The 23,067-nt window shown below is 51.4% G+C and carries 23 protein-coding genes and 1 pseudogene; 6 read left to right on the top strand and 18 right to left on the bottom strand.

Annotated features, from left to right (window positions below; translation table 11 throughout):
- Window positions 1–15: 15 nt before the first annotated feature.
- The 4 genes and pseudogenes from tssC to HV311_RS03725 form a co-directional block, all read right to left on the bottom strand.
- Window positions 16–1,563, bottom strand: coding sequence for a type VI secretion system contractile sheath large subunit (gene tssC / locus HV311_RS03740; protein ID WP_191220720.1), 1,548 nt, complete (start codon window positions 1,561–1,563; stop codon window positions 16–18).
- A gap of 33 nt (window positions 1,564–1,596) precedes the next feature.
- Window positions 1,597–2,094 carry a type VI secretion system contractile sheath small subunit gene (tssB, locus tag HV311_RS03735; RefSeq protein WP_016154481.1) on the bottom strand — a complete coding sequence of 166 codons (498 nt, stop codon included), beginning with the start codon at window positions 2,092–2,094 and terminating at the stop codon, window positions 1,597–1,599.
- A 579-nt stretch (window positions 2,095–2,673) separates the two neighbouring features.
- Window positions 2,674–2,848 (bottom strand): annotated as a pseudogene (locus HV311_RS03730) (IS3 family transposase); the annotation flags it as partial.
- 111 nt (window positions 2,849–2,959) lie between these two features.
- Window positions 2,960–3,547, bottom strand: coding sequence for a MarR family winged helix-turn-helix transcriptional regulator (locus HV311_RS03725; protein ID WP_141875638.1), 588 nt, complete (start codon window positions 3,545–3,547; stop codon window positions 2,960–2,962).
- Between the two features lie 183 nt (window positions 3,548–3,730).
- On the opposite strand from HV311_RS03725, the gene HV311_RS03720 reads away from it, so the two are divergent.
- From HV311_RS03720 to HV311_RS03710, 3 genes are read left to right on the top strand one after another with little or no spacing between them, the layout of a single operon-like run.
- Window positions 3,731–3,970 (top strand): thioredoxin, encoded by a 240-nt coding sequence (locus HV311_RS03720; protein ID WP_046276182.1) that lies wholly within the window; start codon window positions 3,731–3,733, stop codon window positions 3,968–3,970.
- An 8-nt stretch (window positions 3,971–3,978) separates the two neighbouring features.
- Window positions 3,979–4,719, top strand: coding sequence for a hypothetical protein (locus HV311_RS03715; RefSeq protein ID WP_191220719.1), 741 nt, complete (start codon window positions 3,979–3,981; stop codon window positions 4,717–4,719).
- Window positions 4,720–4,760: 41 nt separating this feature from the next.
- Window positions 4,761–5,300: a redoxin domain-containing protein gene (locus HV311_RS03710; RefSeq protein ID WP_053388763.1), complete on the top strand. Its 540-nt coding sequence runs from the start codon at window positions 4,761–4,763 to the stop codon at window positions 5,298–5,300.
- A gap of 180 nt (window positions 5,301–5,480) precedes the next feature.
- Here the strand turns inward: HV311_RS03710 and gss are convergent, their stop codons facing one another.
- Both gss and HV311_RS03700 read right to left on the bottom strand, forming a co-directional pair.
- Entirely contained in the window at window positions 5,481–7,343 is a 1,863-nt protein-coding gene (gss, locus tag HV311_RS03705) for a bifunctional glutathionylspermidine amidase/synthase (protein WP_047358635.1), read from the bottom strand.
- Window positions 7,344–7,496: 153 nt separating this feature from the next.
- Window positions 7,497–9,785 (bottom strand): FdhF/YdeP family oxidoreductase, encoded by a 2,289-nt coding sequence (locus HV311_RS03700; RefSeq protein ID WP_191220718.1) that lies wholly within the window; start codon window positions 9,783–9,785, stop codon window positions 7,497–7,499.
- Between the two features lie 218 nt (window positions 9,786–10,003).
- Between HV311_RS03700 and yghU the strand changes: the two genes are divergently transcribed.
- Window positions 10,004–10,870 carry a glutathione-dependent disulfide-bond oxidoreductase gene (gene yghU, locus HV311_RS03695; RefSeq protein ID WP_137367415.1) on the top strand — a complete coding sequence of 289 codons (867 nt, stop codon included), beginning with the start codon at window positions 10,004–10,006 and terminating at the stop codon, window positions 10,868–10,870.
- A 50-nt stretch (window positions 10,871–10,920) separates the two neighbouring features.
- On the opposite strand, the gene hybG is transcribed toward yghU, so the two are convergent.
- The 11 genes from hybG to yghX form a co-directional block, all read right to left on the bottom strand.
- Window positions 10,921–11,169, bottom strand: a complete 249-nt coding sequence (hybG, locus tag HV311_RS03690) for a hydrogenase maturation factor HybG (protein ID WP_003024459.1) — start codon at window positions 11,167–11,169, stop codon at window positions 10,921–10,923.
- A 30-nt stretch (window positions 11,170–11,199) separates the two neighbouring features.
- Window positions 11,200–11,541, bottom strand: coding sequence for a hydrogenase maturation nickel metallochaperone HypA (hypA, locus tag HV311_RS03685; RefSeq protein WP_016157467.1), 342 nt, complete (start codon window positions 11,539–11,541; stop codon window positions 11,200–11,202).
- Window positions 11,534–12,022, bottom strand: coding sequence for a hydrogenase-2 assembly chaperone (hybE, locus tag HV311_RS03680; RefSeq protein WP_016154490.1), 489 nt, complete (start codon window positions 12,020–12,022; stop codon window positions 11,534–11,536). The genes hypA and hybE overlap by 8 nt, the downstream gene beginning before the upstream one ends.
- Window positions 12,015–12,509, bottom strand: coding sequence for a HyaD/HybD family hydrogenase maturation endopeptidase (locus HV311_RS03675; protein WP_016154491.1), 495 nt, complete (start codon window positions 12,507–12,509; stop codon window positions 12,015–12,017). The genes hybE and HV311_RS03675 overlap by 8 nt, the downstream gene beginning before the upstream one ends.
- Complete coding sequence (gene hybC / locus HV311_RS03670) at window positions 12,509–14,212, bottom strand: hydrogenase 2 large subunit (RefSeq protein ID WP_003024476.1); 1,704 nt, start codon at window positions 14,210–14,212, stop codon at window positions 12,509–12,511. Before hybC ends, HV311_RS03675 begins: the two co-directional genes overlap by 1 nt.
- Window positions 14,209–15,387: a Ni/Fe-hydrogenase cytochrome b subunit gene (gene hybB, locus HV311_RS03665; RefSeq protein WP_016154492.1), complete on the bottom strand. Its 1,179-nt coding sequence runs from the start codon at window positions 15,385–15,387 to the stop codon at window positions 14,209–14,211. The genes hybC and hybB overlap by 4 nt, the downstream gene beginning before the upstream one ends.
- On the bottom strand, window positions 15,377–16,363 hold the full coding sequence (gene hybA / locus HV311_RS03660) for a hydrogenase 2 operon protein HybA (protein ID WP_003828357.1): 987 nt from the start codon (window positions 16,361–16,363) through the stop codon (window positions 15,377–15,379). Before hybA ends, hybB begins: the two co-directional genes overlap by 11 nt.
- A gap of 2 nt (window positions 16,364–16,365) precedes the next feature.
- Window positions 16,366–17,484: a hydrogenase 2 small subunit gene (gene hybO, locus HV311_RS03655; RefSeq protein WP_016154493.1), complete on the bottom strand. Its 1,119-nt coding sequence runs from the start codon at window positions 17,482–17,484 to the stop codon at window positions 16,366–16,368.
- Window positions 17,485–17,673: 189 nt separating this feature from the next.
- Complete coding sequence (locus HV311_RS03650) at window positions 17,674–17,961, bottom strand: DUF2623 family protein (RefSeq protein WP_016154494.1); 288 nt, start codon at window positions 17,959–17,961, stop codon at window positions 17,674–17,676.
- 85 nt (window positions 17,962–18,046) lie between these two features.
- On the bottom strand, window positions 18,047–19,687 hold the full coding sequence (locus HV311_RS03645; RefSeq protein ID WP_191220717.1) for a methyl-accepting chemotaxis protein: 1,641 nt from the start codon (window positions 19,685–19,687) through the stop codon (window positions 18,047–18,049).
- Between the two features lie 214 nt (window positions 19,688–19,901).
- Window positions 19,902–20,789, bottom strand: a complete 888-nt coding sequence (gene yghX / locus HV311_RS03640) for a YghX family hydrolase (RefSeq protein ID WP_191220716.1) — start codon at window positions 20,787–20,789, stop codon at window positions 19,902–19,904.
- Window positions 20,790–20,945: 156 nt separating this feature from the next.
- On the opposite strand from yghX, the gene HV311_RS03635 reads away from it, so the two are divergent.
- Entirely contained in the window at window positions 20,946–21,986 is a 1,041-nt protein-coding gene (locus HV311_RS03635; protein ID WP_053388758.1) for an aldo/keto reductase, read from the top strand.
- 68 nt (window positions 21,987–22,054) lie between these two features.
- Here the strand turns inward: HV311_RS03635 and HV311_RS03630 are convergent, their stop codons facing one another.
- Entirely contained in the window at window positions 22,055–22,558 is a 504-nt protein-coding gene (locus HV311_RS03630) for an ESA_00282 family adhesion-associated protein (protein ID WP_016154498.1), read from the bottom strand.
- A gap of 104 nt (window positions 22,559–22,662) precedes the next feature.
- On the opposite strand from HV311_RS03630, the gene HV311_RS03625 reads away from it, so the two are divergent.
- On the top strand, window positions 22,663–23,067 hold the full coding sequence (locus HV311_RS03625; protein ID WP_016154499.1) for a hypothetical protein: 405 nt from the start codon (window positions 22,663–22,665) through the stop codon (window positions 23,065–23,067).

The raw sequence follows: 23,067 nt of genomic DNA, 5'->3' as shown, positions 1-23,067 counted from the left end.
GCTTCCTGCCTTAGCTTATGACTTGGCTTTCGGCATCTGGGAAACCAGTGACAGATTGACGTCCATGCCTTCCACCTGGAAGTGCGGTACGGCGTACAGCTTCACGCGGAAGAAGCCCGGGTTGTCTTCAATGTCTTCCACTACCACTTTGGCGTCACGCAGCGGGTGAGAAGCCTGCAGCTCGTCGCCCGGATCGGTCATTTCAGTCACCAGACTGCGCACCCAGGTGTTGAGCTCAAGCTCCAGCAGACGACGGTCTTTGGTGGTGCCGATGTTTTCGCGCTGGATAAGCTTCAGGTAGTGCGCAATACGCGACAGCAGGAAGATGTACGGCAGACGGGCGTTGATACGGCTGTTAGCCGTGGCATCCGCGGTGTCATACAGTGCCGGCTTCTGGGTGGAGTTAGCGCTGAAGAAGCAGGAATAATCTCTATTTTTATAGTAGGACAGCGGAATGAAGCCCAGATTCGCGAACTCAAATTCGCGGGTTTCCGGGATCATCACTTCTGACGGGATCTTGACCTGATTGCCGGTGCCCAGATCGTACAGATGAATAGGCAGATCCTGCACGGCACCACCGGCCTGCGGGCCACGGATTTGCACACACCAGCCGTTGTTGATGAAGCTGCGAACCATATTAGAAGCGAACGCAAACGAGGCGTTAGTCCACAGGTATTTGTCGTGATCCGGACCTTTCACTTCTTCCACATAGTTGAAGCTGCGCACTGGCACGGTGTCCGGACCATAAGGCAGACGACCCAGTACACGCGGCATCACAAGACCGATATAGCGGGCATCGTCCGTCTCGCGGAAGGATTTCCACTTGATGTACTCCGCACGGTCAAAGTAGTTACCAATATCTTTGATGGCCGCCACTTCCTCCATTGAATCCTTGAGAAAGAATTTCGGGCCAGCAGAGCCGATAAACGGCATATGCGCTGCAGCAGACACTTTTGAAATATTGCGCAGCAGGGCAACATCCTGCGCAGACGCATCAAACTCGTAAGCGGAAATCAGCGCGGCAATCGGTTCACCGCCCGGGGTGTCATACTCATCAATGTATGTATGTTTATACAGTCCACTCTGGATGATTTCCGGGCTGTCTTCGAAGTCCTGACGCAGGTCTTCTTTGGACATATCCAGCAGTTCAACCTTCACGTTCTGACGGAAATCAGTTTTGTCGACCAGGGATTTCACGCCACGCCACAGGCTCTCCACCGCCTGGAATTCTTCGCTATGCATTACCGCATCCAGCTGACGGCTAATCTGGTAGTCCAGCTCTGCGATATGGTGGTCAATAATGTTTTTATCGAGTTTTTCAACTTTTGAGCCCGCTTTCGTCAGGCATTCGAGAAATACCTGCATCCCCGCCGTTAAACGTTCATCTGCAGTCGCATCCGACATCGCCTGCGCGTCCTGCCAGATATCCAGCGCACTCAGCTCAGAGACCGGGTTCAGGTTGATTTTTTCAAACAGGGACGCATAAACCCCGCCCGCAGCAGGGCGTTCCAGCACCACGCTTTCGCCACCAGTCGCATTCTCATTTTTTACAGACATCAGCATCTTCCTTTTTAATCCGTTAAATCATCGTGACCGTTATGGCTGTTTAGGTGCCAGAGCAGACAGCTCTGAGCGGAGTTCTGCGCTTAACGCCGGGTCGAGCAGAATTTTTTCCAGCTCCTTTCGGAAAGCCTGATTGTCCAGCAGGTTCGCTTTTAAATCGCGAAGCAGGTTACGCATGGAAAGCATTGCCTTCAGTTGAGGGATCTGTCGGGAAACCTGCTCCGGGGTGAAATCTTTCATGCTCTGGAATATCAGACTGATATTGTCTTCGCTACCATCACTGGCGAGCGTGTTTTTAACGGTCAGATTGACTTTTGGGGAATATTCGGAAAGAACTGAGTCGAAATTATTCTTGTTCAAGTTAACTTTTTTGCGCTCAGACAGTGGTGCAGATTCCTGACCATTACTGAAGTCGCCCGCCACCAGTAATTTCAGAGGGAGCTCAGTTTTCTTGCTGGCTCCCCCTGTATGCAGGTCAAGCTTTAGATTAATACGTGCCTTTGGCACTTCATTCTGGAAACTATCAGCCATCTCATCATCCCTCGGTTTATCACTGCGTGCATCTTTCAAACGAAAGTTCTTTACATGTGATAATAGAACAATGATCGACAATAGATCAAATTTACCGATCTTTAATCTATTTTAAGTAAATTCTTAGGAATTTTCCTCTAAATGTTAATAGTGAATAGTGCTGAGATGTCAGTAAAATGGACTATTACCAGCACACAAAACAAACATTTATGTCGCAGTAGTTAAAATGAACGGATAATTATTGATAAATGGATCTTGACTTGATCTACATCAATATAAGAAAGTTAAAAACACCAATGCGCTTTCAAGGAAATGGTTTTAGATCAGAAAGAAATCAAAGGGGGCAGTAAGTCATAGCCTTGCTTCATGTGGGAAACACCGCAATAGCCATAAGGAAAGCATCAGGAACATAATCGGTTTTATGTCCCGAAAGAGAGCGTTTCATTTAATGTCAGGGCTGTATGGCGCTCCTGTCAGGCTTCAGCATGACGGCCAGGAGTGCACGGGCCTGGGAAACCGCCATACACGATGACAAATCCCCAGTCACAAGAAATTCAATCGGTGCAATCAGCCTGCCCTCATCCGGAAGCCTCTCAGCGTTGACATGGTCACGATACTTCTTGCGCCAGCAAAACCATGGTTGATGTTATGCAACGCCAGAACCTGACCGCGTAATACAGCCCGTCTGCCGTCTGGTTTTTCAGGGGGTTTAACTGCTGCGATGAACCCCGAACACGTGGCAGAGTGAGCATATCACCTCTGTTCAGGTGGCCAAATTCAGTGTTCCACTACAAAATGCAGAGAATGCGCATACCATTTTCTGGATTTTTTTATGTCCGCACTTTACCCGTTCAAAAGCCAGTATCTAGCCCTTTCTCTCATTCTGAGCGCTAACGCTGCAACTATTTTCCGGCTCCTCAAATTCACGACAAATTAATGTGATACTTTCCATGGGAATCGGCTCTTCTGTTAGACCACACCAGGGATGCCCATTTATCGACTGATGAAACCGGCAAAAACGGCACTCACCAAACATTCTGGCCCCCTGATTTTTCTGCATACTCCGCAGATGGGCCAGAAAAACTGTTTTCAGTTGTTCCTCAGAAAAAGCTAATGAATCCCACGGCTCCTGCAGTGTCTCCTGCATGATGCTATGCATCACTTCACTCGCTTTGGATGTCAGAACCAGATGGACAACCCGTTTATCCTTACCGTCATTTTCTCTTCTAATCCAACCTTCACGCTCTAGTTTATTCAGGGACTGCGATACCGTGCCTTTAGTCAGCCCGAGGTATTCCGTGGTTGCAGCGGGCGTATTGGAATAACCATTGCATCGCGTTAAATAGAAAAGAATCTGAACCCATGTTGTGGGGAGTCCTTTCAGTTGCGGATGGCGATAAAAGCTGCCCATTTGCAGGCTCACCAGGCGTTCAAGAATATCAAAGAGTGTCACAGTTACCTGCCTCTGCTTGCCGGGATACGTGCTGGATAAGCAAACGTCCAAACTTTCTAACGATAGGGATTTACTGTCATCAATAGTATCGATTCAAAACCATATTGACAATATTTTCAGTGTGTGTGTAATATTAAATGGTGTCGACTCGATACTATTTAATATTACACAAGGAAAGTCATCATGAGTAAAAAAGCCGTTTTCTTTCATGCAGGTTGCCCGGTATGCGTAGATGCAGAACACCAAATCGCACTGGCACTGGATCCCGCACAATACACGGTAGAAATCGTTCATCTCGGAAATGATAAAACCCGACTGAATGAGGCCATCGAAGCTGGTGTGCAATCTGTTCCAGCCCTGGTACTGGATGGTGGTATCCCGCTTCACATCAACTTTGGTGCGTTTATTAAAGATCTGCTTTAAGGATAAAAATGAAACGTATTGCGATTGTATTAGCAATGACTATCGCCACCTCTGCCAGTGCACATGGCAATGAGCCTCATCAGGGCGGTATTAAAACCAGCGCCGACAAGGCTGTATTGGCTGAGTTTGATATTGTGCACACTAAAGTCACTACCGAAGGGAATGTTGCCACCTTCCATATGGCAGTTTCCGGCAAGGCAGGTAAAAGTAAGCCTGCAGTAACAGGTAAGCTGGCGGGAACGGAAATTTTCTCTTATGTCTGGCCGACAACGATCGATCCGTATGAAGTGGGATTTGAACATAAGGCCGGTATCCTGGCGCTGGCGGTAACATCCCATCCTGATCTGGATGATACGCCGCTGTATGATGAAAATGGCGATGGTAACCGCAACAATGATGGCGATCTGTGGCATACCCACTGGGTGGTGCTGAAGCCTAACGAGGTCTGCGGGCCTGGCGCACTGGCCGTAGTTGATATTCCTGAGGGACAAAAACCCCGGCTGCCAAAAACCTGGCCTGGCTTGCCGGTACTGTTGGACAGTCCGGGCTGGAATCCTACGCTGACAGGTGAAACTGTAGAAGTGAAAGTTCCGTTCGATAATATTGGCGTGGTCACTGCCAGCCAGTTTGATGGCGTAACTGCCGGGCTACGAGTTAATGCCTCCGTTCATGCGCCGCTACTTTGCGTCGAGGATGTATTTAAAGTGGCCTCTGGCAAGCTGACGCTGCCGGGGAAAGTAAACCAGTAACGGAAATTAACCCGCACCACAGTGCGGGTTCTGGAGTTAACATGAATATCATTCGTCATCCGCGAGCACCAGCATTGACAATTGAACGCTGGTTTAATACGTCACAGCCGATAACCCTGGAATCATTACGCGGCAAGGTCGTGGTAATGGAATCATTTCAGATGCTGTGTCCTGGCTGTGTTTCCCATGGACTGCCGCAGGTTTCACGTGTGTACGCCACTTTTCCACCGGATAAGGTGGCCGTTATTGGCCTACATACGGTTTTTGAACATCATGAGGTAATGACCGCACAGGCACTGGAAACCTTTCTATCAGAATACCGCATCCCTTTCCCCGTCGGGGTGGATATGCCGTCTCCTGACAATGATGTCCCCCAGACCATGCTGTCCTACGCTATGCGCGGTACACCTACGTTGACGTTAATTGATCAGCAGGGATACCTACGCCAGCAATATTTTGGTCAGGTAGACGACCTCGCGCTGGGAGCAGAAATCGGGGCGTTATTGAATGAGTCGTTGTCTGTTTCCGAGGACGCGTCTATGGCATCAGGGTGCAGTGATGGGCAGTGTGCCACTACATAATGAGATACTGGATATGGCGGAGAGTTTTTTCCTGCCCGTGGGAAGAGTGAAACATTATCCCCGGGCAGTGAAAAAGAAACCGCAACGCTACGCATTACGGTTTCCATCAAAAGCTAAACTGACAAGCATTAGGAGATATACTCCGGCTTTTCGCATTTCAATCAAGAACACGCAAAAAGATTACTCTTCCTTCACCACAATCAGCGGCTCGATATCGCTCTCTTTTTTAATCACCAGCGACTCATCGCCGCGCAGGCAGGTCCCCCCATAGTTACCGCCTACGGTGAAGGTACAAACCTGAATATATTTACCGGCAATTTTTGGCAGACACCAAAGCTGCTGATAAATGTTCTTCTGCTCGGCAAACTTACCGCTGGTTTTATCCAGTAACTCTTCCTGATGGCTTACCAGATCGATGTTGCTGCCACAACGTCCTGCAATAGGTTTCACTGCATAACCGGTTTGCGCCAGCTCTTCATTAACAGTGAAATCAGTATCAAGCAGATAGCGGTGGTGTGGGAACAGTTGCCACAGGATCGGCAGAATCGCTTTATTACCAGGGATCACCGTCCACAGAGGTTCAAAGACCAGCACTTCCGGGCGCAGCAACACGTCGATTAAACGCACTTCCTGATTCGTATGCCCGGTACGAATTGGTACCGCAGCGTACTCCGTTTCACTGACCTCTCGCACCTGCTCAATTGCGGTTTCCCACGCCCAGGTTTTCCAGACGCAGTTCACCAGACGACCGTCCCCGTCAATCAGCTGACCAGCGTCATCCCAACGTAGCTCATCGAGGCCACGCAGAATTTTACTGTCAAACCCGGCCTGACGTAGCGCCTGCTGCATAAACTGAGCGTGGTAGTTTTCCTCTATATCTTTATCCTGCATGATGTGGACAAAAGGACGCGCGCGGCTGTGCTTCCAGGCCCCCGCCAGTTCGTTGATCAATCCTTCAGCTGGGTTGTGTCCCTGTCCTGTATAGCCCTGCTCGGCCCATCTTTCGAGGATCAAACCAGCTTCGGTATGGCACGATGCGGAATCGGCGTTGTACTCATACACCTTCAGTCCGCGTTCATCCATACAGAAATCCATACGTCCTGTAATCATATGATGCCGACGACGCTGCCAGGAAAGGCGCAGACGCGGCCAGAGGATTTTCGGGATATCGAACAGCGCCAGCAGGTTGTCATCTTTCAGCACTTTGTCGGTCGCGTGCAGATACATCAGGTGCAGCTCGTTGGTGGCTTTGATCAGCTCCTGCTCAGCACTCTCGGTAATGGTGAAGTACTGATGCGGATCCTGATTAATCACGTGGCCGTTCGCCAGCACGTAGGCTTTCTGCAGCGGATCCTGTTCATCAAGCCATTTACCGTCAAACTGCCCGTTATCTTCCAGTCGCGCGCCGCCAATTCTCAACGAGTCGTTGGCGATCTCCGGCTGCGGCAGGCTGTCACGGGTATCATCGGTCTGGATCATCCAGCCAAGGATGGTGGTGTCGTCAAAGGTATCACGCAGGGTGTAACAACCGTTTTCAACCACCATCTCCAGTTCGCGGGTCCACTGCTGTCCGGGAGGCAACGGCGTATGGAGCACGTTCTGTTCGGCAATACGGATTTTGTTTTCCAGCAACTGGGTGACGACCGCCACATGGCCGGTATCGTTAAACTCACCGCCTTTTTGCCAGATAAGCAGAGCACCGGCTACCGGCGCGCGGGGTGAACCATTCGGAAATGCCTGTAACGGCAGGATATTGTCATTCACTACTTCGCGTAGAAAGCGTAAGGAAAAGATCTCCCAGGCCATGCCTACATCGGTGAAGACCACGCCATAATTAAGGAAGAGAAAGCGGCGTGCGAACTCTACGCACTGCCATTTGTGGCCCATGTATTCGTCGTCGATATAGCTGCGAAATGCCGCATCATCGTCGTAGTCCCGTGGGTCGAGGGAGCTGTAATCTGAAGAGTAGATTGCTACGCCGCCTGGGGCGTAGCCCAATAATGTCCCGAATGGGGCATCCTGACTGGTCGTTCCTTTGCTCATGCACCTTACCTCAAAACAATACAGCCTGAGCAGGTTGGCGTGAATTTTTCGCTCTGATTGCCTGCTCTGCGACACTAACCGGACAGAGGTCGACATCATCATACACCTCAACGCAGCGGCTGGCGCTCAGAGGCGAAAAATTCGCAGCAGGAACTACGCTTTTGTCACGGTGACCGGTACGCTTTTATACGCCGGAGTCAAACTTTGTGTGTCCACCGCATCCAGCGAAAGCAGGACATTCGCTTCTGGCAGATAAGCGCCTATTGAGCCCACCGCCATGTTGTAAATCACCACCGTCAAGCCGCACATAATGCGATCCGCACAGGGCTGGCCGCGGTCGTCCAGCGCCTGAACGTTGACCACATCTCCCTGGCTCAGATCGCGAGTCGCCGCTTCTTCAGCGCTTAAAAACACCACATCCCGACGACCGGTAATGCCACGGTAGCGATCGTTCATACCATAAATAGTGGTGTTGTATTGATCGTGGCTGCGCAGCGTCGCCAGAACCAGTGCATCGGCAGGCTGATTTTCTCGCTCTACCGCCCGCTGATGGCTGACGATAAAGTTGGCTTTACCATTCGCCGTTCGCCATTCACGGCGCGAAGCGGGCGTATCCATACGAAATCCGCCCGGCTCGGCAATACGGGCATTGTAATCGTGGAACGCCGGGATCACGGCTTCAATGGCGTCACGGATCAGCGCGTAGTCCCCTGTTAACGCTTCCCAGTTGATCGGCGAAAGCGGCAGAGTTGCGTGTGCCATGCCCGCCACAATCGCGGGCTCCGATTTTAACCAGCGGGAAGCTGGCTTCAGCGCGCCGCAGGAAGCATGGACCATCGACATCGAGTCTTCGACGGTCACCGACTGGATCCCCGTCGCCTGAATGTCGCGCTCCGTTCGACCTAATGCAGGCAGCAGATAATTATGCTTTGCCAGCAGCAAATGCGATCTGTTCAGCTTGGTCGCAACATGGACCTGCAGATCCAAATTTTTCATCGCCGCAAAGGTGCGCTGCGGCTGCGGCATCGCCACCGCCAGATTGCCACCCATGCAAATGAGCGCTTTTGCCTCTCCCCGTTCGATGGCCCGAATACTCTCCACGCTGGAGCGGCCATGTTTACGCGGCACACGGATAGAAAAATGCGTCTCAAGGCGTTGCAGGAAGTCTTCGGATGCCGCTTCGTTGATCCCAACGGAACGGTCGCCCTGCACGTTAGAATGACCGCGCAACGGGCAGATCCCCGCCCCAGGCTTACCCATATTGCCTTTCAGCAGCAGCAGGTTTACCAGTTGCTGGACGTTCTCAGTACCGTTTTTATGCTGGGTGATGCCCAGCCCGTAACAAATAATAGTGGCACGAGATTTACTGTAGCTGTGTGCCAGGTCCTCCATCTGACTGCGCGTCAGGCCCGAGTCCTGTTCCAGCTCCGCCCAGTTATGCTGACGTAAGTCATCATACAGCGCTGCATATCCAGCGGTATGCTCATCGATAAACGCGTGATCGAGTGTCGGTTGCTGATCCAGTAAGATCCGCGCTTCATCCATTTCGATCAGCGCCTTCATGATGCCTTTGAGCAGCGAGGCGTCACCGCCCATTTTTACCTGGTAGTAGTCGTTGCTCAACTGCGTCGACTGACCGGTGAACATCTCTTTCGGGCTTTGCGGGAAACTAAAGCGCTCAAGCCCCCTTTCGTTCAGCGGATTGATAGAGATAATTTTAGCCCCGCGTTTGGCAACGTCGCGTAAGGTGGTCAGCATACGTGGATGATTAGTGCCAGGGTTATGCCCGATACAAATCACCAGATCGCAATGGTCAAAATCGTCAAGTTCAACGGTCCCTTTTCCGAGGCCAATGGCCGGCGTTAGCCCTGCGCTGGTCGGTCCGTGGCACATGTTTGAGCAATCAGGAAAGTTGCTGCTGCCATATTCGCGGGCAAAAAGCTGATACAGGAACGCCGCTTCATTTGACGTTCTGCCGGAGGTGTAAAACTCAACCTGCTGGGGTGAATCATAGCTGCGCAGACGCTCGCCTATCTCCTGGAAGGCGATATCCCAATCCACCGCCTGCCAGGTATCTGATGCTGCATCGTATTTCATCGGATGCGTCAAACGACCGATATTTTCCAGCTCATAATCGCTGTAGTGCCAGAGTGTGGAAACCGGGTGACGGCTGAAAAATTCCGGTGACGCTTTTTTACTGGTTGTCTCCCAGGAGACCGCCTTAACGCCATTTTCGCACAGCTCCATTGGCGCACGGTGCCCTGGGTCCGGCCACGCACAGCCCGGACAGTCGAACCCTTTCACCTGGTTCATTTTGAACATCGCGATAATGTCGCGGGCGACAGCCTTTTGCGAAAACACCGAAGCAGTGACGGCTTTTACCGCGCCCCACCCACCCGCCGGGCCCTGATAACCGCTTACTCCTGGAACACCATTTTTCATTATTACTGCTTATTCACCGCCAATTTTTAATGGTGAATACGGTAGCAATTTCCGTCCAACATTGATTTCCTCTTCATGGAGTACGGAGCGGGTACAATGAACGGGTTAGATTTATCTTCCCCTTTCAGCACAAAGCGACATAAAGTCCCAATCTGTTAAATTGAGTTCTACCTAACTGCTACACTGCATCAACACAACCACTCAGAAGGCAGGTCAATATGTCAGACAATACCTATCAGCCCGCGAAAGTCTGGACGTGGGAAAAATCGAACGGGGGCGCATTCGCCAATATCAACCGCCCGGTTTCCGGAGCCACCCACGAGAAAACGCTGCCGGTTGGCAAACATCCCCTGCAGCTCTATTCGCTGGGTACGCCAAACGGGCAGAAAGTGACGATTATGCTGGAAGAGTTGTTGGCGCAGGGGGTGAAGGGCGCGGAATACGATGCCTGGATTATCCGCATTGGCGATGGCGATCAGTTTTCCAGCGGCTTTGTTGAGGTGAATCCGAACTCGAAGATCCCGGCGCTACGCGATCACTCGCAAAACCCACCAGTTCGCGTATTCGAATCTGGCGCAATCCTGCTCTATCTGGCGGAAAAATATGGTTATTTCCTGCCGCAGGATTTGGCAAAACGCACCGAAACGCTGAACTGGTTGTTCTGGTTACAAGGCGCAGCGCCGTTCCTCGGCGGAGGCTTTGGCCACTTCTATAACTATGCTCCGGTAAAAATTGAGTACGCTATCAACCGCTTCACCATGGAAGCCAAACGCTTACTCGACGTGCTGGATAAACAATTGGCGCAACATCAGTTTGTGGCCGGAGATGAATACACCATTGCCGATATGGCGGTCTGGCCATGGTTTGGCAATGTGGTTCTGGGCAACGTCTACGACGCAGCAGAGTTCCTTGACGCAGGAAGCTACACGCACGTACAACGCTGGGCAAAAGAGATTGCAGCGCGTCCGGCGGTTAAGCGTGGTCGTATTGTAAACCGCACTAACGGACCGCTGAACGAGCAGCTTCATGAACGCCATGACGCCAGCGACTTCGATACCCAAACCGAAGATAAGCGCCAGAACTAAAATAAATTGCCGGATGGCAACCGCTATCCGGCAATTTCATTCAGGATTTGTCACGCGCTGGTGACGTCGTACTCCATGCGGCGAAGTGCGTCTAACGTGGCTTTAGCTTCATCTTCATCAATGATGCTCATGGCGAACCCTACGTGCACCAGCACCCATTGCCCGACCAGCTCAGCTGTATCACCTTCACAAATCAGGGCAATATTGACATCACGTTTGATGCCGCACACTTCAACCTGCGCAAGCTGGTGAATATCTTCACCAACGGCCAGAACCTGACCAGGGACTCCAATACACATATCTGACTCCGCCCCATAGCAACCTATGGGTTATTCGACTTCAATACTTTTCACTTTCAGTGAATCGCCAGCATCAACCCGCAGACGATCGCCCTGACATTGTGGACACTGCGCATCATGCTGGGTTATTTCCACAACCTGACTGCAATCCCAGCACCATGCCTGGGCTGGCTTGTAATCAATATGCAGCTCACAACCCTGAGCCAGCGTCCCCTGACAGACGATGTCGAAACTGAAACGAACGGCGCTCTCTTCAACGCAGGAGAGCGCCCCGATTTCCAGCCAAACACCGGTTACACGTTTGACACCGTGCTGCTCTGCCTGCTGTTGAACAATCTCAACCGCGCTCTGACAAAGGGACAGCTCATGCATTTTCGCAGTTCCGACGACCCAGCAGCAACGCGCGGCGATTAAGCTGCGGCGCATTCGGATCGCTAACCGGCAGCGATAACAGCATTCGCGCGCAATCGTCAGTCAGACGCATGCCTTCTTGCGCCGACATACTGTGCGAAAGCGGCGACATCAGTGAGCAGGAAAGGTATTGCGATACGCCCTCCAGTTCACCAACGGTAAAGGTCATCTCGCCATACGGCAGACGCAGTCCGATTTTTTCGCTGACTTTACGCACCGGCCAGATCTGGTCCGGTCCGGGGAAAATCAGTGCGCTGAGCATCCAGGGCGTGATAACACACCCCGTCCACTGTCCTTCAAACAACGTAAATTCAGAGACATATACTGGCATGTTCGGATGCAGGAAAGAGAGATCGTGCATTGAACGCCGGGCAACCTCTTCAAACGCTGCCTGAATTTGCATCTTCGGGGCCGTCTGAAAACCGACAAACTCCTCAGACATGAGCCGCCTCCCGCGGGATCGCTTCAACACCTGATTCGCGAAGCGCGGCAAGAACCTGCTCAAGCGCAGGTTCAATCATCGCTTCAACCGTTGGCGTTAGTCCGATATGCGGCTCCAGCGATTCCGGAATAACACCGACTAACGTCAGCTTTTTCGGAAACTCGCCGGTGAAACGCAGGGCCGACAATACGTCGGCCAGACCAAGCTGGTGCGGTGAGATTTTGTTGGTAAACAGCGCCGGGATCTCTTCATCCCGCAGGACCATCATCGTTCCTGGCGTGTTTTTCTTCGACACAATGGCGTCAGCAATGATCAGATGATCTCTGTTCGCCATATCACCGAGAAGCTCCATCCCAGCCGTACCACCGTCCAGAACATCAACAAAGTCTGGCAGGACGTACCGTTGTTCTAATGTTTCAACGATACGTACCCCGATGGCTTCGTCGGTCAGCAAAATATTGCCGACCCCTAAGACTAATATCCGCATTACAGAACCTTAACTGAGACCACTTCGTTCCCATCAACGTCCACCACATGCACCGCACATGACATACAAGGGTCGAAGGAGTGAATGGTACGAACCACTTCCAGCGGTTTGTTTGGATCGGCAATCGGCGTACCTACCAGCGAGCGCTCATACGGTCCCACTTCATCATTAAAGTTACGTGGGCCAGAGTTCCAGGTTGACGGTACTACCGCCTGGTAGTTGCTGATAATGCCATCTTTGATCACCATCCAGTGAGACAGCATACCGCGCGGCGCTTCGAGGAAACCGACACCTTTAAATTCACCCGTTGCCGGGATATCCGGTTTCACGAAGGTGGTGTGGTCGCCTTTGCCGATGTTCACAATCAGCGCGTTGTACTGATCCTGCAGAACGTTCTGCAGTTCACAGCAGTGAACGGTACGGCCAATAATACGGCCCAACGTAGAGTGCAGCTGTGACACTTCGATAGTTTTACCGGTCAGCTTGGTGTAAATCGCGATGATTTCATTCAGCTTGGCATGGGTAGACTCGCGTTTGGCCGCCAGTTTACACAGCATGTTGGCCAGCGGACCCACTTCAACCGTTTTACCGTAGAAGGTCGGTGCTTTAACCCAGGAGTACTTGCCGTCATCTGACCAACCAGTGTAATCAGGAACCGTTGTGCCTTCCCACGGAGCCTGCGGCGCTTCGTCTTTGTACCACGCGTGTTTCGCACTCTCCTGAATCCCTTTGATCAGGTACTCATCGGAGTGAGAGGTGATCGGACGATAGGTCGACAGATCTTCATTGGTGATGTAACCACCCGGGAACAGGAAGCTGCCGTTTTTACCGTCAGTCGGGAATTCCGGTGCGCTCAGATAGTTAACCGCACCTTGACCACGTTCCAGCCACTCAGGGTAGAACGCAGCAATAACTGCGGTATCAACCTTGTAAACCTGCTCAACGAAGTCGCTCAGCTTATCGATAAAGGACTTGATATACATCAGGCGCTCAAGGTTCAGCACGCCAAGGCCGTCGAGGTTAATTGGGTTAGCAACCCCGCCTACCGCCAGGTTCTGAATGTGCGGCGTTTTACCGCCCAACAGCGCCACAACACGGTTAGCATCACGCTGGCATTCCAGCGCCTGCAGGTAGTGAGCGACCGCAATCAGGTTCACTTCTGGCGGCAGCTGCATCGCCGGGTGACCCCAGCAACCGTTGGCAAAAATGCCTAACTGACCGCTGGCAACAAGGTCTTTGATCTTGTTCTGAACCTTAGTGAACTCTTCTGCGCTGTTCAGGTGCCAGGAGGACACGCCGTTCAGCATGGCAGACGCTTTCGCTGGATCTGCTTTCAGTGCAGAGGTGATATCCACCCAGTCCAGCGCAGAGAGCTGATAGAAGTGAACAATGTGGTCATGCGTGGTGTGCGCGGCCAGAATGATGTTACGGATATACTGTGCGTTCACCGGAACATCAATATTCAGCGCGCTTTCTGCTGCACGAACGGAAGAGATAGCGTGAGTGGTAGTACAAACGCCACAGATACGCTGCACAATCATCCAGGCATCGCGCGGATCGCGGTTTTTCACGATCTCTTCCATGCCGCGCCACATGGTACCGGAAGCCCATGCTTTAGATACCACGCCATTTTCGATTTCGCAGTCGATGCGTAAATGCCCCTCAATACGGGTTACCGGATCAATAGTAATTCTCTGGCTCATGCTTTGCTCGCCTCATGACGATTTTGATCGTTTTGTTTTAAAGGAGGAAGTATCGGCAGTAGACGAATGAGTACGATGTATGCACAAATCTCAATAGCCACAAAACCAATAGAAATCAACAGTTCTTCCCAGGTCGGGAAGTAGTGGTAGCCACCACCAGGATTGAACGCGACCAGCGAATAGGACAGACGCCATGTCGCACAACCCAGCAATGCGCTCAGCGCAGACAGATACAGCATGCGCGAGTCGTTACGCAGCTTAGTGACGCGCAGCACCACCAGCGGGAAGACCATCAGCACGACTTCAATCCAGAACATCAGGGAGTAAAGATCGCCTGAGAACGCATAGGACAGCTTGTCGCGATAGATCAGTTCGCCAAAGCGCAGGACCACGAAAATCGCCAACAGCACACTGATGGTATTCGTCAGCTTGATGAACAAACTTTTCTCGTCCGGACCATTACCTTTCAGCCCGGCTTGTACCAACGAGCCTTCAAAGATGACGATCGAGAAGCCCATAATAAAAGCGGTTAATACGGAGAAAAGCGGCAACATTTCATAAGCTTGCCATAGCGGATGCACTTTATAGCCCGCAGAAATCATCAATGAACCCATTGAAGACTGGTGCATAGTTGGCAGCAGAGCGCCAAGGGCAATAATAAAGAACATCACTTTATTCAAACGTTTGAGAGAGACTTTCCACCCCAGACGTTCAAACAGAGCCGGAGCAAATTCCAGCGCCATGATGCCGATATAGATGGTCATGCAGACCGCCGTTTCGAACAGTACCGAGTTCACGTTGAAGTGGCCCGGAATGTAGAAATACGGCAGGTTCCAGTAACGACCGACGTCAATGGTGATCGACAGACCACCCAGCGAGTAGCCAAACAGGCTCGCCAACAGCGCCGGACGTACCAGTGGATGGTATTGTCCTCTGTTGAAAACATACACCGCCCACGCCAGAGCCCAGCCACCGCACGCGAAGCCGGTACCAATCAGCAGGTCAAACGCGATCCATACACCCCATGGGAAACCGCCGTTCAGATCGGAGACTGAGCCCAATCCGAAGACCAGACGTTTCACGATCAGGAGCATACACAGGACGATAAGCGGCCCAAAAATAATGACCGGTTTGCTGATTATTTTTCCGCCCAGCGGTTTAGGATCATGACTCATGATCGTCTCCTCCATCGTGATGGTCGTTTTTCGTGTTACGACGAACCAGCACGGTTAAGCCCGCCAGCGCAGCCAGGGGTAATATCATGCCCTTGTACAAGGAATGTTGAACATGTTCGGAACGCGCACCGGTTGAAAGATCATCCAGTTTCGGCAGATCCAAATCCTCGTAAGGAACGCCCGTCAGTACCATAACCTGTGTACCACCACCCTCTTTCTCGCCGTACAGATGGGGGTAATACTTCGGTACCGTATGCAGATAGGTATCGCCTGCTTTCACCGTCTGACGCGGATAGTGGTATTCGCTGCCAGGCTTCAGCGCGAGACGTTTTTTCGCCTCAGCCATCAGCTCTTCACGCGTACCAAAAATCACCGCACCGGCAGGGCACACTTCAACACAACCCGGTAAACCGCCTTTGTCCAGACGCTCAACACCTTTCTGGTTACACAGTTCACATTTGTGAAGCGCACCAAACGGGTTGTTGTAGTCATACTTAGGCACATTGTACGGGCAGGCGACCATGCAGTAACGACAGCCCGTGCAGACATCTTTGTCATAGTGGACGATGCCGGTTTTCGGATCTTTCTTCAGCGCAGAGACCGGGCAAACGGAGACACAGTTCGGATCGACACAGTGCATGCACTGCTTCTTAATGTATGCGTAGCCGTTTTCTTCCTGGTCTTTGTTGACGCCTGTTCCGCTACGCCACACCTGGATGATGTTATTGGTATACGGTGACAGTTTGTCGTTGTTCGACCAGGTCTGCTCGCCTTCCGGGTTACGCGCCGGGAAGTTGATATCCTGACACTTGGTGACACAGGCCTGGCAGCCTACGCACAGCGTCGAGTCATAGAGCATCCCAAGAGAACCTGGGATCGGCGGACGGTTTTCTGCAGCCGCATGGCTGATGGACGGCGCAGCGCCCAACAGCAATGCCCCGCTGGAGGCTGCTTTAATAAAGTTACGTCTGTTCACGGTTATTCTCCCCGTGAGTCAGCGTTATCTTTCTTCTGCTGACGCCCCAGTTCACGAACCGCCATCACGCTGACACCGGCAACCAGTCCTACTACGCCACCAAGCAGCCCAATCGCCCCGGCAGAAATATTGCCGCCTTCTTTCATATTGACGTCAGGTTTCTCGGAACGCGGTGTTTGGTTTTCCACATGAGCAAGCTGGTGAATACCTTTATGGAAACCGACACCTTCTTCGTTACAGCCGTAGCAAGGGTGACCGATTGCCACCGGCCACACGCCGCCAACATCGCAGAATTGCAGCGTTGAGCAGTTGCCGTAGGTTTCTGGTCCTTTACAGCCCAGATGGTAGAGGCACCATCCTTCACGGTGACCTTCATCGCCAAACTCTTTAGCAAAACGACCTGCATCGAAGTGCGGGCGACGTTCGCAGTGTTCGTGAATCAAACGACCATAGGCAAATGTCGGACGGTTTTTGGTATCCAGCTTCGGCGGCTTACCGTAAGTGATGATATGCGCGACCGTTGCAAGGAAGTTGTGCGGGTTCGGAGGACAGCCGGGGATGTTGATGATGGTTTTGCCTGGCAGAACTTCCTGCAAGCCGACGGCACCCGTTGGGTTAACGCCAGCAGCAGCAACACCACCCCACGCGGCACAAGAGCCGATGGCAATGATAGCGGCAGCGCCTTCTGCGGCCCGGCGGATGTGATCTACGATCGGCTCACCGGCAACCATGCAGTAAATACCATTGTCTTTCAGTGGGATAGAACCATCTACAACCAAAACATATTGCCCTTTGTACTTCTCCAGAGCGTTATGTTTATTCTCTTCGACCTGGTGGCCGAAAGCCGCAGAGAGTACCTCATGGTATTCCAGAGAGATTGTCTCCAGAACGAGGTTTTCCACTGTAGGGTGTGTCGCGCGAAGTAGCGATTCAGTACAACCCGTACACTCCTGCGCACCAATCCAGATAACCGGTGGACGCTGAGGACGAGAAACTGATTCGGCCATTTCTGCGGCGGCTTTGCTACTGAGCCCCATGGTAGCGGCCAGTGCTGCACAAAGCTTCATGAAATCACGGCGATTGATGCCGTTCGAATTGATGAGAGAGTTATCTCCAGTCATTTTATAGTTATTCCGTTGCGAAGACCTGGCTTTTATTTTGCACCTTTCGCATGTTGCATATTGCGATCGGCGCGCCATTTACCACACTTTTTATATGGTTATGTGCATTATAATACTTCGGCGGAGCAACAAAACGAAGGCGTAGGTCAATAGTGTAATTAATTAAAGCAAGATAATACCCCTTTCGGATCAAGCTTCGAGACGATAGCCAGCCATGAAAAAACGAATTGTTGTACTGGACTGGTTCTCTTTAAAGAAATCCATAACCATCTCTTTATCCAGCCCATAGCGACGCGTGAGGATCCCCGCTTCCCACGCGCTGAGCTGTCGATCGCCCGTTTTTTCAAACATTCGATGAGAAAATCCCAGCACAAAACCGCGTTTATAATCAGCACAAAAATTGGCCGCCGTGCGTGCGCTATCCGCACTTGACGCGTTTAATCCGGCCATCAAGCCTTTTCCAAAATGGTTGTCCATGCATAACCTCCAATCGCTATATAATAAATTATATAGCGATTTTTTAAGCAAAGACCAGAGGTATCACGTACTTTTTTATGTCCGCTTAAAAGGACACCCATTCATCCTTTTTAGCGGCCACAGACGTTTTGCTGTCTGCTGAAGGGGAAGCGGTACTGGCGGCGGCGTACTGCACATCGTTTGCTGAAAGGCGGAACTGTTGTACCGAGCGTTGCAGCTCTTCCGTTTGCCGTTCAAGCGCCACAGCCGCGGCGGAAACTTGCTCTACCAGCGCGGCGTTCTGTTGCGTTACGCTGTCCATCTGCGTGATCGCCACGCTCACCTGCGAAATGCCCTTATTCTGTTCTTCTGAGGCAGAAGCAATTTGCTTCATGATAACGGTCACTTCGGTGGCTCCGCGCAGAATCGCCTCCATGGTTAATCCCGTCTCTTTAACCAGTCGAGCGCCCTGATCGACGCGACGCGACGATTCGCCAATCAGCGTCTCAATCTCTTTCGCCGCCCCGGCGCTACGGCTGGCGAGGTTACGCACCTCACCGGCAACAACGGCAAAACCACGCCCCTGCTCACCTGCTCTGGCAGCTTCAACTGCCGCGTTCAGCGCCAGAATATTGGTCTGGAAGGCAATGCTATTAATAACAGACGTAATTTCCGCAATCTGTTTAGAGCTGGCGGCAATGCCGTCCATCGTCTCAACCACTTCTGAAACCAGGCTGCTCCCTTTACCTGCCGTCTCTGTCGCCGTATCGGCAAGCTGGCTGGCTTCACGCGCATTTTCGGCGTTCAGTTTTACCGTTGCGGTCAGTTGCTCCATGCTGGCAGCGGTCTCTTCCAGCGCCGCAGCCTGCTCCTCAGTACGCGATGAGAGATCGTTATTGCCGGTGGAAATTTCCGTAGCCCCTCGCCAGATGTTGTCACTACCTGAGCGAATTGTACTGACGGCTTCGCGCAGGCTGTCCTGCATCGCGCACAATAACGGCACCAGTTGGCCCACGCAGTTACGACCAAAATCTTCGATTGGATGGCTGAGATCGCCCTGAGCAATCTGCTGGAACTGCTGGCGGATACGTCCCAGGGGTTTCACCATCATGGCGACGAGGTAACGGTCTGTGAAGAACAGGAGGGCAATACCGAGGATCACGGCGGTAATAATTAGCGTCCGGATGATAGACGTTTTGCCATCGACCATGACGCGGGTGGTATCAAGCCGCTCGCCTGCCGTGGCGTTAAAACGTTCGGCACTGGCGCCAAATTCACGGCTCAGCGCTGGCGTAACGGTGCTGGCATGCTCCGCAAAGGCCGTAAGCGTGCCCTGCTGCGCCAGTTGCATTTGCGGAATCACCCCGTTATCCAGCAGCGCCTGCCACTTCGCCAGTACCGCCGCGGCAACGTCCGGATCCATAGGCCCCGGAGACAACGTTTTCATCTCCTGGAGTTTTTTGCTCATATTCTCCAGGGACTGCTGCGCTGGTGCAAAATCAGGCGTTCCGCCGCTCATTTTGACATCCATGGCGCGACTTAAGCGCGTTACGAAGCGAAAATACTGATCGTTCCCCTGACTGAGCACCGTCATCTGATGGACAAGATGACGGTCAATATCATTGCCTTCAGATATTTTTGATAAAGAATGAAGACTGAATAAACCCACGCCCGACCAGAGCAGGCAAAAAAGTCCCAGTATTGCCAACATGACAATACGAATAGTGAAGTTTTTCAGCAAACGCATAATAATTTCCTTGCCGTTGATGAGGAATTCGCCATCAGGCGATACTTATCCTTGTTATCGGCAGGCAACAGAGAAGATATAACGCATTCTTTATTTTTTTACTTTCTTAAGTACATCCAATATTATTTACACTATATCAACATGAATGCTAATGAAATTAGCTAGCATTATTATACAGATAATTAACCTGAAGCATTAAATAATCCCTTGTTTTCTATCGTAAATATTTGTTAAACCATGCAAGAGTACGCTCCCAGGCCAAATCAGCGGCAGCATTATCATAACGCGGTGTGGAGTCATTATGAAAACCATGATTAACGCCGGGATAGATATATGCCTCATAGACTTTCTTATTGGCTTTGAGCGCCGCTTCATAGGCAGGCCATCCCTCATTAATTCGGGTATCTAATTGCGCATAGTGCAGTAATAAAGGCGCTTTGATTTTAGGGACATCTGATGCAGGAACCTGACGCCCATAAAAAGGCACTGCGCAGGCCAGTTCAGGAAAAGCAACGGCTGCGGCATTCGATACGCCACCACCGTAGCAAAATCCGGTGATACCCACCTTTCCCGTCGCGCCTGAATAACGCTGCATAAATTCAATGGCGGCAAAGAAGTCGTTCATCAGCTTTACGGGGTCAACCTGCTGCTGCAACTCCCGACCTTTATCATCATTGCCAGGATAGCCCCCCACTGAACTTAATCCATCAGGCGCGAGTGCAATATAGCCCGCCTTCGCCACCCGCCGTGCCACATCCTCAATATACGGATTCAGCCCACGATTCTCATGTACCACCACTACCGCCGAAACTTTCCCCATCGCTTTCGCAGGTTTAACCAGATACCCACGCACATCACCATGCCCTTCAGGTGAAGGATAAGTCATGTATTCCGCCAGGATATCAGGATCGGTGAACTCCACCTGCGTTGCGAGGGCATAATTGGGTTTCAATACATTGAATAATGCCAGCGCCGTCATACCGCCGACAGCATATTTCGCAGCAAGATTGAGAAACTCGCGTTTCGTTATTTTGCCATGAGCGTAATAGTCATAGTAGTCGAGCAATTCTTGCGGAAAGTCTTTGGCAGTTAGACGCGGCATGGCAGCACTCCAGATCGATGTTTTTTTTAAGCAAAGCACAGTGGTCTGTTTTTGCCCAGTTTTTCATTCCAGTGTGACCTGGTGAACGGGATATTCATCATGAACCCGCTAGAATAGAAACGTTGTTTCGAAATTCACCTGCACTAAGGAGATCTCATGGACTGGTTTGCCAATCCTGAACGTTACGAGCAGATGCTCTATCGCTACTGTGGGCGCAGCGGTTTACGTTTACCCGCGCTATCGCTGGGTTTGTGGCACAGTTTTGGGCACGTTCAGGCGCTGGATTCACAGCGCGCTCTGCTGCGTAAAGCATTTGATTTAGGCATCACGCATTTTGATTTAGCCAATAACTACGGGCCGCCTCCGGGCAGCGCAGAAGAGAATTTTGGCCGATTACTGCGCGAGGATTTTGCACACTATCGTGATGAACTGATCATCTCCACCAAGGCAGGCTATGACATGTGGCCAGGGCCATACGGTTCTGGCGGTTCGCGCAAATACCTGCTCGCCAGCCTCGACCAGAGCCTTAAACGCATGGGCCTCGACTATGTCGATATCTTCTACTCGCACCGTGTTGACGAAAATACGCCAATGGAAGAGACCGCCTCAGCGCTGGCCCATGCGGTGCAAAGCGGTAAAGCGCTGTATGTCGGCATCTCATCCTATTCCCCGGAGCGTACGCAGAAAATGGCCGAGCTGATGCGGGAATGGAAAATTCCGCTGCTGATCCACCAGCCTTCTTACAACCTGCTTAACCGTTGGGTAGACAGCAGCGGTCTGCTGGATACGCTGGAATCCAATGGCATGGGCTGCATCGCATTTACGCCGCTGGCCCAGGGGCTGCTGACGGGGAAATACCTCAACGGCATTCCGGAAGGTTCACGTATGCAGCGTGAAGGGAAAAAAGTTCGTGGGCTGACGGAAAATATGCTGACGGAAGAAAACCTTAACAGCCTGCGTTTGCTCAATGAGATGGCGCAACAGCGCGGACAGTCGATGGCGCAAATGGCCTTAAGCTGGCTGCTGAAAGACAACCGGGTGACGTCGGTATTAATTGGCGCCAGCCGACCGGAGCAACTGGAGGAGAACGTTCAGTCATTGGCTAACCTGACGTTCAGCGCCGAAGAACTGGCGCAGATCGATAAGCATGTCGCGGATGGTAAGCTGAACCTGTGGCAGGCCTCATCTGACAAATAGCCGTTTGTAACTCTGTGCCGGGAAGCGGCGTTAGCCTCCCCGGCACGTAACAGGGCCAGCCAATCCCTTCACACCTCTTCCGCTTTGATCTCTGGACGTTGAAATTCCGGCCACACCAGCGCGACAAGCGCAGGATAAGCCTCCAGACTGAACTCCCTGAAGCACTGGCGTAAGTTAAGCACATCCAGATCGGCATGCGGGACTTTCTCACCGCTCAGACAGCGCTTTTTTATATTGTCGTAATATTTATACACCGCAGAGTTGAGATCGCTACAACGCCGCTGTGCATCAAATAGCCCTGGCGTCTCATTTAGCTCCACCATTGTCATCCGCTTGATCGTTGAGTGGATAAAATCGATATATTCGTGATTAACGCGCCAATACCATACTGGGGTAATCGAATTCATCAGTACCGAAAAATGATCTTCCCCCTCTTCTTTACTCAGCATTTCCGGCTGGTTTTCAGAGTGCCCATTTTCTGCATATCGGTTTTTATTTGCACTGCGCATCAACAAAAGTACCCCGCAGGTAAGCAATAGCAGGGTAATAACAGAATAAAATATACTGTTCATATACTGGCTCCATTTTTTTTGATTTTAAAATTACGCCATGCTATTGTCAACGCAGCCTGGTTTATTTAGAACAACATATCATTGGCATCAAAGGATATTTCAACATGCTTCCCGAGCATCTTGTTCCCTCGCGTTTTCACTTATCCAGCTCATCTACTAATACCAGTTCCACAGATAATAGTGAAAATTTGACTCAGGGAAAGAGAACATTAAGCGATTACGAACCCGATATTTTGATTAGCTCTACAGCTAACGGCCAGGCGCGCAATATGTTATTTGAAGAGTGCGATCGCCATTTAAAAGAGCGCCTGTTTCGTGCCGCAAAAATTGAGTCCTTCACTCGCCTGCTCAATTCACTACAAGCGGAAGGCGACATTAACGCTCAAGAATTAAGTAAAATTTTATCTACAAAAACAGCCAGCGTAAATGAACAGGGCAATAAAATTTGGCTTAATTTAATTACGCGTGAGACCAGCGATCCTATTTTTTATTCTCTGGAAGAGAAATAA

Origin of the sequence: Citrobacter sp. RHBSTW-00881 (genome assembly GCF_013728515.1) — a bacterium.
In the GTDB taxonomy this organism is placed as follows: Bacteria; Pseudomonadota; Gammaproteobacteria; order Enterobacterales; family Enterobacteriaceae; genus Citrobacter; species Citrobacter braakii.
Note: the sequence above shows the minus strand (reverse complement) of the source record. Positions and strands in the feature narration are given on the sequence as shown.

What these genes read in the sequence shown, in the direction of transcription:
- HV311_RS03710 (WP_053388763.1), top strand. Translation starts at nt 4,761, where the DNA reads ATGAATATCATTCGTCATCCGCGAGCACCAGCATTGACAATTGAACGC.
- tssC (WP_191220720.1), bottom strand. Translation starts at nt 1,563, where the DNA reads ATGCTGATGTCTGTAAAAAATGAGAATGCGACTGGTGGCGAAAGCGTG.
- hybG (WP_003024459.1), bottom strand. Translation starts at nt 11,169, where the DNA reads ATGTGTATTGGAGTCCCTGGTCAGGTTCTGGCCGTTGGTGAAGATATT.
- HV311_RS03675 (WP_016154491.1), bottom strand. Translation starts at nt 12,509, where the DNA reads ATGCGGATATTAGTCTTAGGGGTCGGCAATATTTTGCTGACCGACGAA.
- HV311_RS03720 (WP_046276182.1), top strand. Translation starts at nt 3,731, where the DNA reads ATGAGTAAAAAAGCCGTTTTCTTTCATGCAGGTTGCCCGGTATGCGTA.
- yghU (WP_137367415.1), top strand. Translation starts at nt 10,004, where the DNA reads ATGTCAGACAATACCTATCAGCCCGCGAAAGTCTGGACGTGGGAAAAA.
- HV311_RS03650 (WP_016154494.1), bottom strand. Translation starts at nt 17,961, where the DNA reads ATGGACAACCATTTTGGAAAAGGCTTGATGGCCGGATTAAACGCGTCA.
- hybO (WP_016154493.1), bottom strand. Translation starts at nt 17,484, where the DNA reads ATGACTGGAGATAACTCTCTCATCAATTCGAACGGCATCAATCGCCGT.
- hypA (WP_016157467.1), bottom strand. Translation starts at nt 11,541, where the DNA reads ATGCATGAGCTGTCCCTTTGTCAGAGCGCGGTTGAGATTGTTCAACAG.
- HV311_RS03645 (WP_191220717.1), bottom strand. Translation starts at nt 19,687, where the DNA reads ATGCGTTTGCTGAAAAACTTCACTATTCGTATTGTCATGTTGGCAATA.
- yghX (WP_191220716.1), bottom strand. Translation starts at nt 20,789, where the DNA reads ATGCCGCGTCTAACTGCCAAAGACTTTCCGCAAGAATTGCTCGACTAC.
- hybC (WP_003024476.1), bottom strand. Translation starts at nt 14,212, where the DNA reads ATGAGCCAGAGAATTACTATTGATCCGGTAACCCGTATTGAGGGGCAT.
- tssB (WP_016154481.1), bottom strand. Translation starts at nt 2,094, where the DNA reads ATGGCTGATAGTTTCCAGAATGAAGTGCCAAAGGCACGTATTAATCTA.
- hybE (WP_016154490.1), bottom strand. Translation starts at nt 12,022, where the DNA reads ATGTCTGAGGAGTTTGTCGGTTTTCAGACGGCCCCGAAGATGCAAATT.
- HV311_RS03630 (WP_016154498.1), bottom strand. Translation starts at nt 22,558, where the DNA reads ATGAACAGTATATTTTATTCTGTTATTACCCTGCTATTGCTTACCTGC.
- HV311_RS03715 (WP_191220719.1), top strand. Translation starts at nt 3,979, where the DNA reads ATGAAACGTATTGCGATTGTATTAGCAATGACTATCGCCACCTCTGCC.
- hybB (WP_016154492.1), bottom strand. Translation starts at nt 15,387, where the DNA reads ATGAGTCATGATCCTAAACCGCTGGGCGGAAAAATAATCAGCAAACCG.
- HV311_RS03700 (WP_191220718.1), bottom strand. Translation starts at nt 9,785, where the DNA reads ATGAAAAATGGTGTTCCAGGAGTAAGCGGTTATCAGGGCCCGGCGGGT.
- HV311_RS03625 (WP_016154499.1), top strand. Translation starts at nt 22,663, where the DNA reads ATGCTTCCCGAGCATCTTGTTCCCTCGCGTTTTCACTTATCCAGCTCA.
- HV311_RS03635 (WP_053388758.1), top strand. Translation starts at nt 20,946, where the DNA reads ATGGACTGGTTTGCCAATCCTGAACGTTACGAGCAGATGCTCTATCGC.
- gss (WP_047358635.1), bottom strand. Translation starts at nt 7,343, where the DNA reads ATGAGCAAAGGAACGACCAGTCAGGATGCCCCATTCGGGACATTATTG.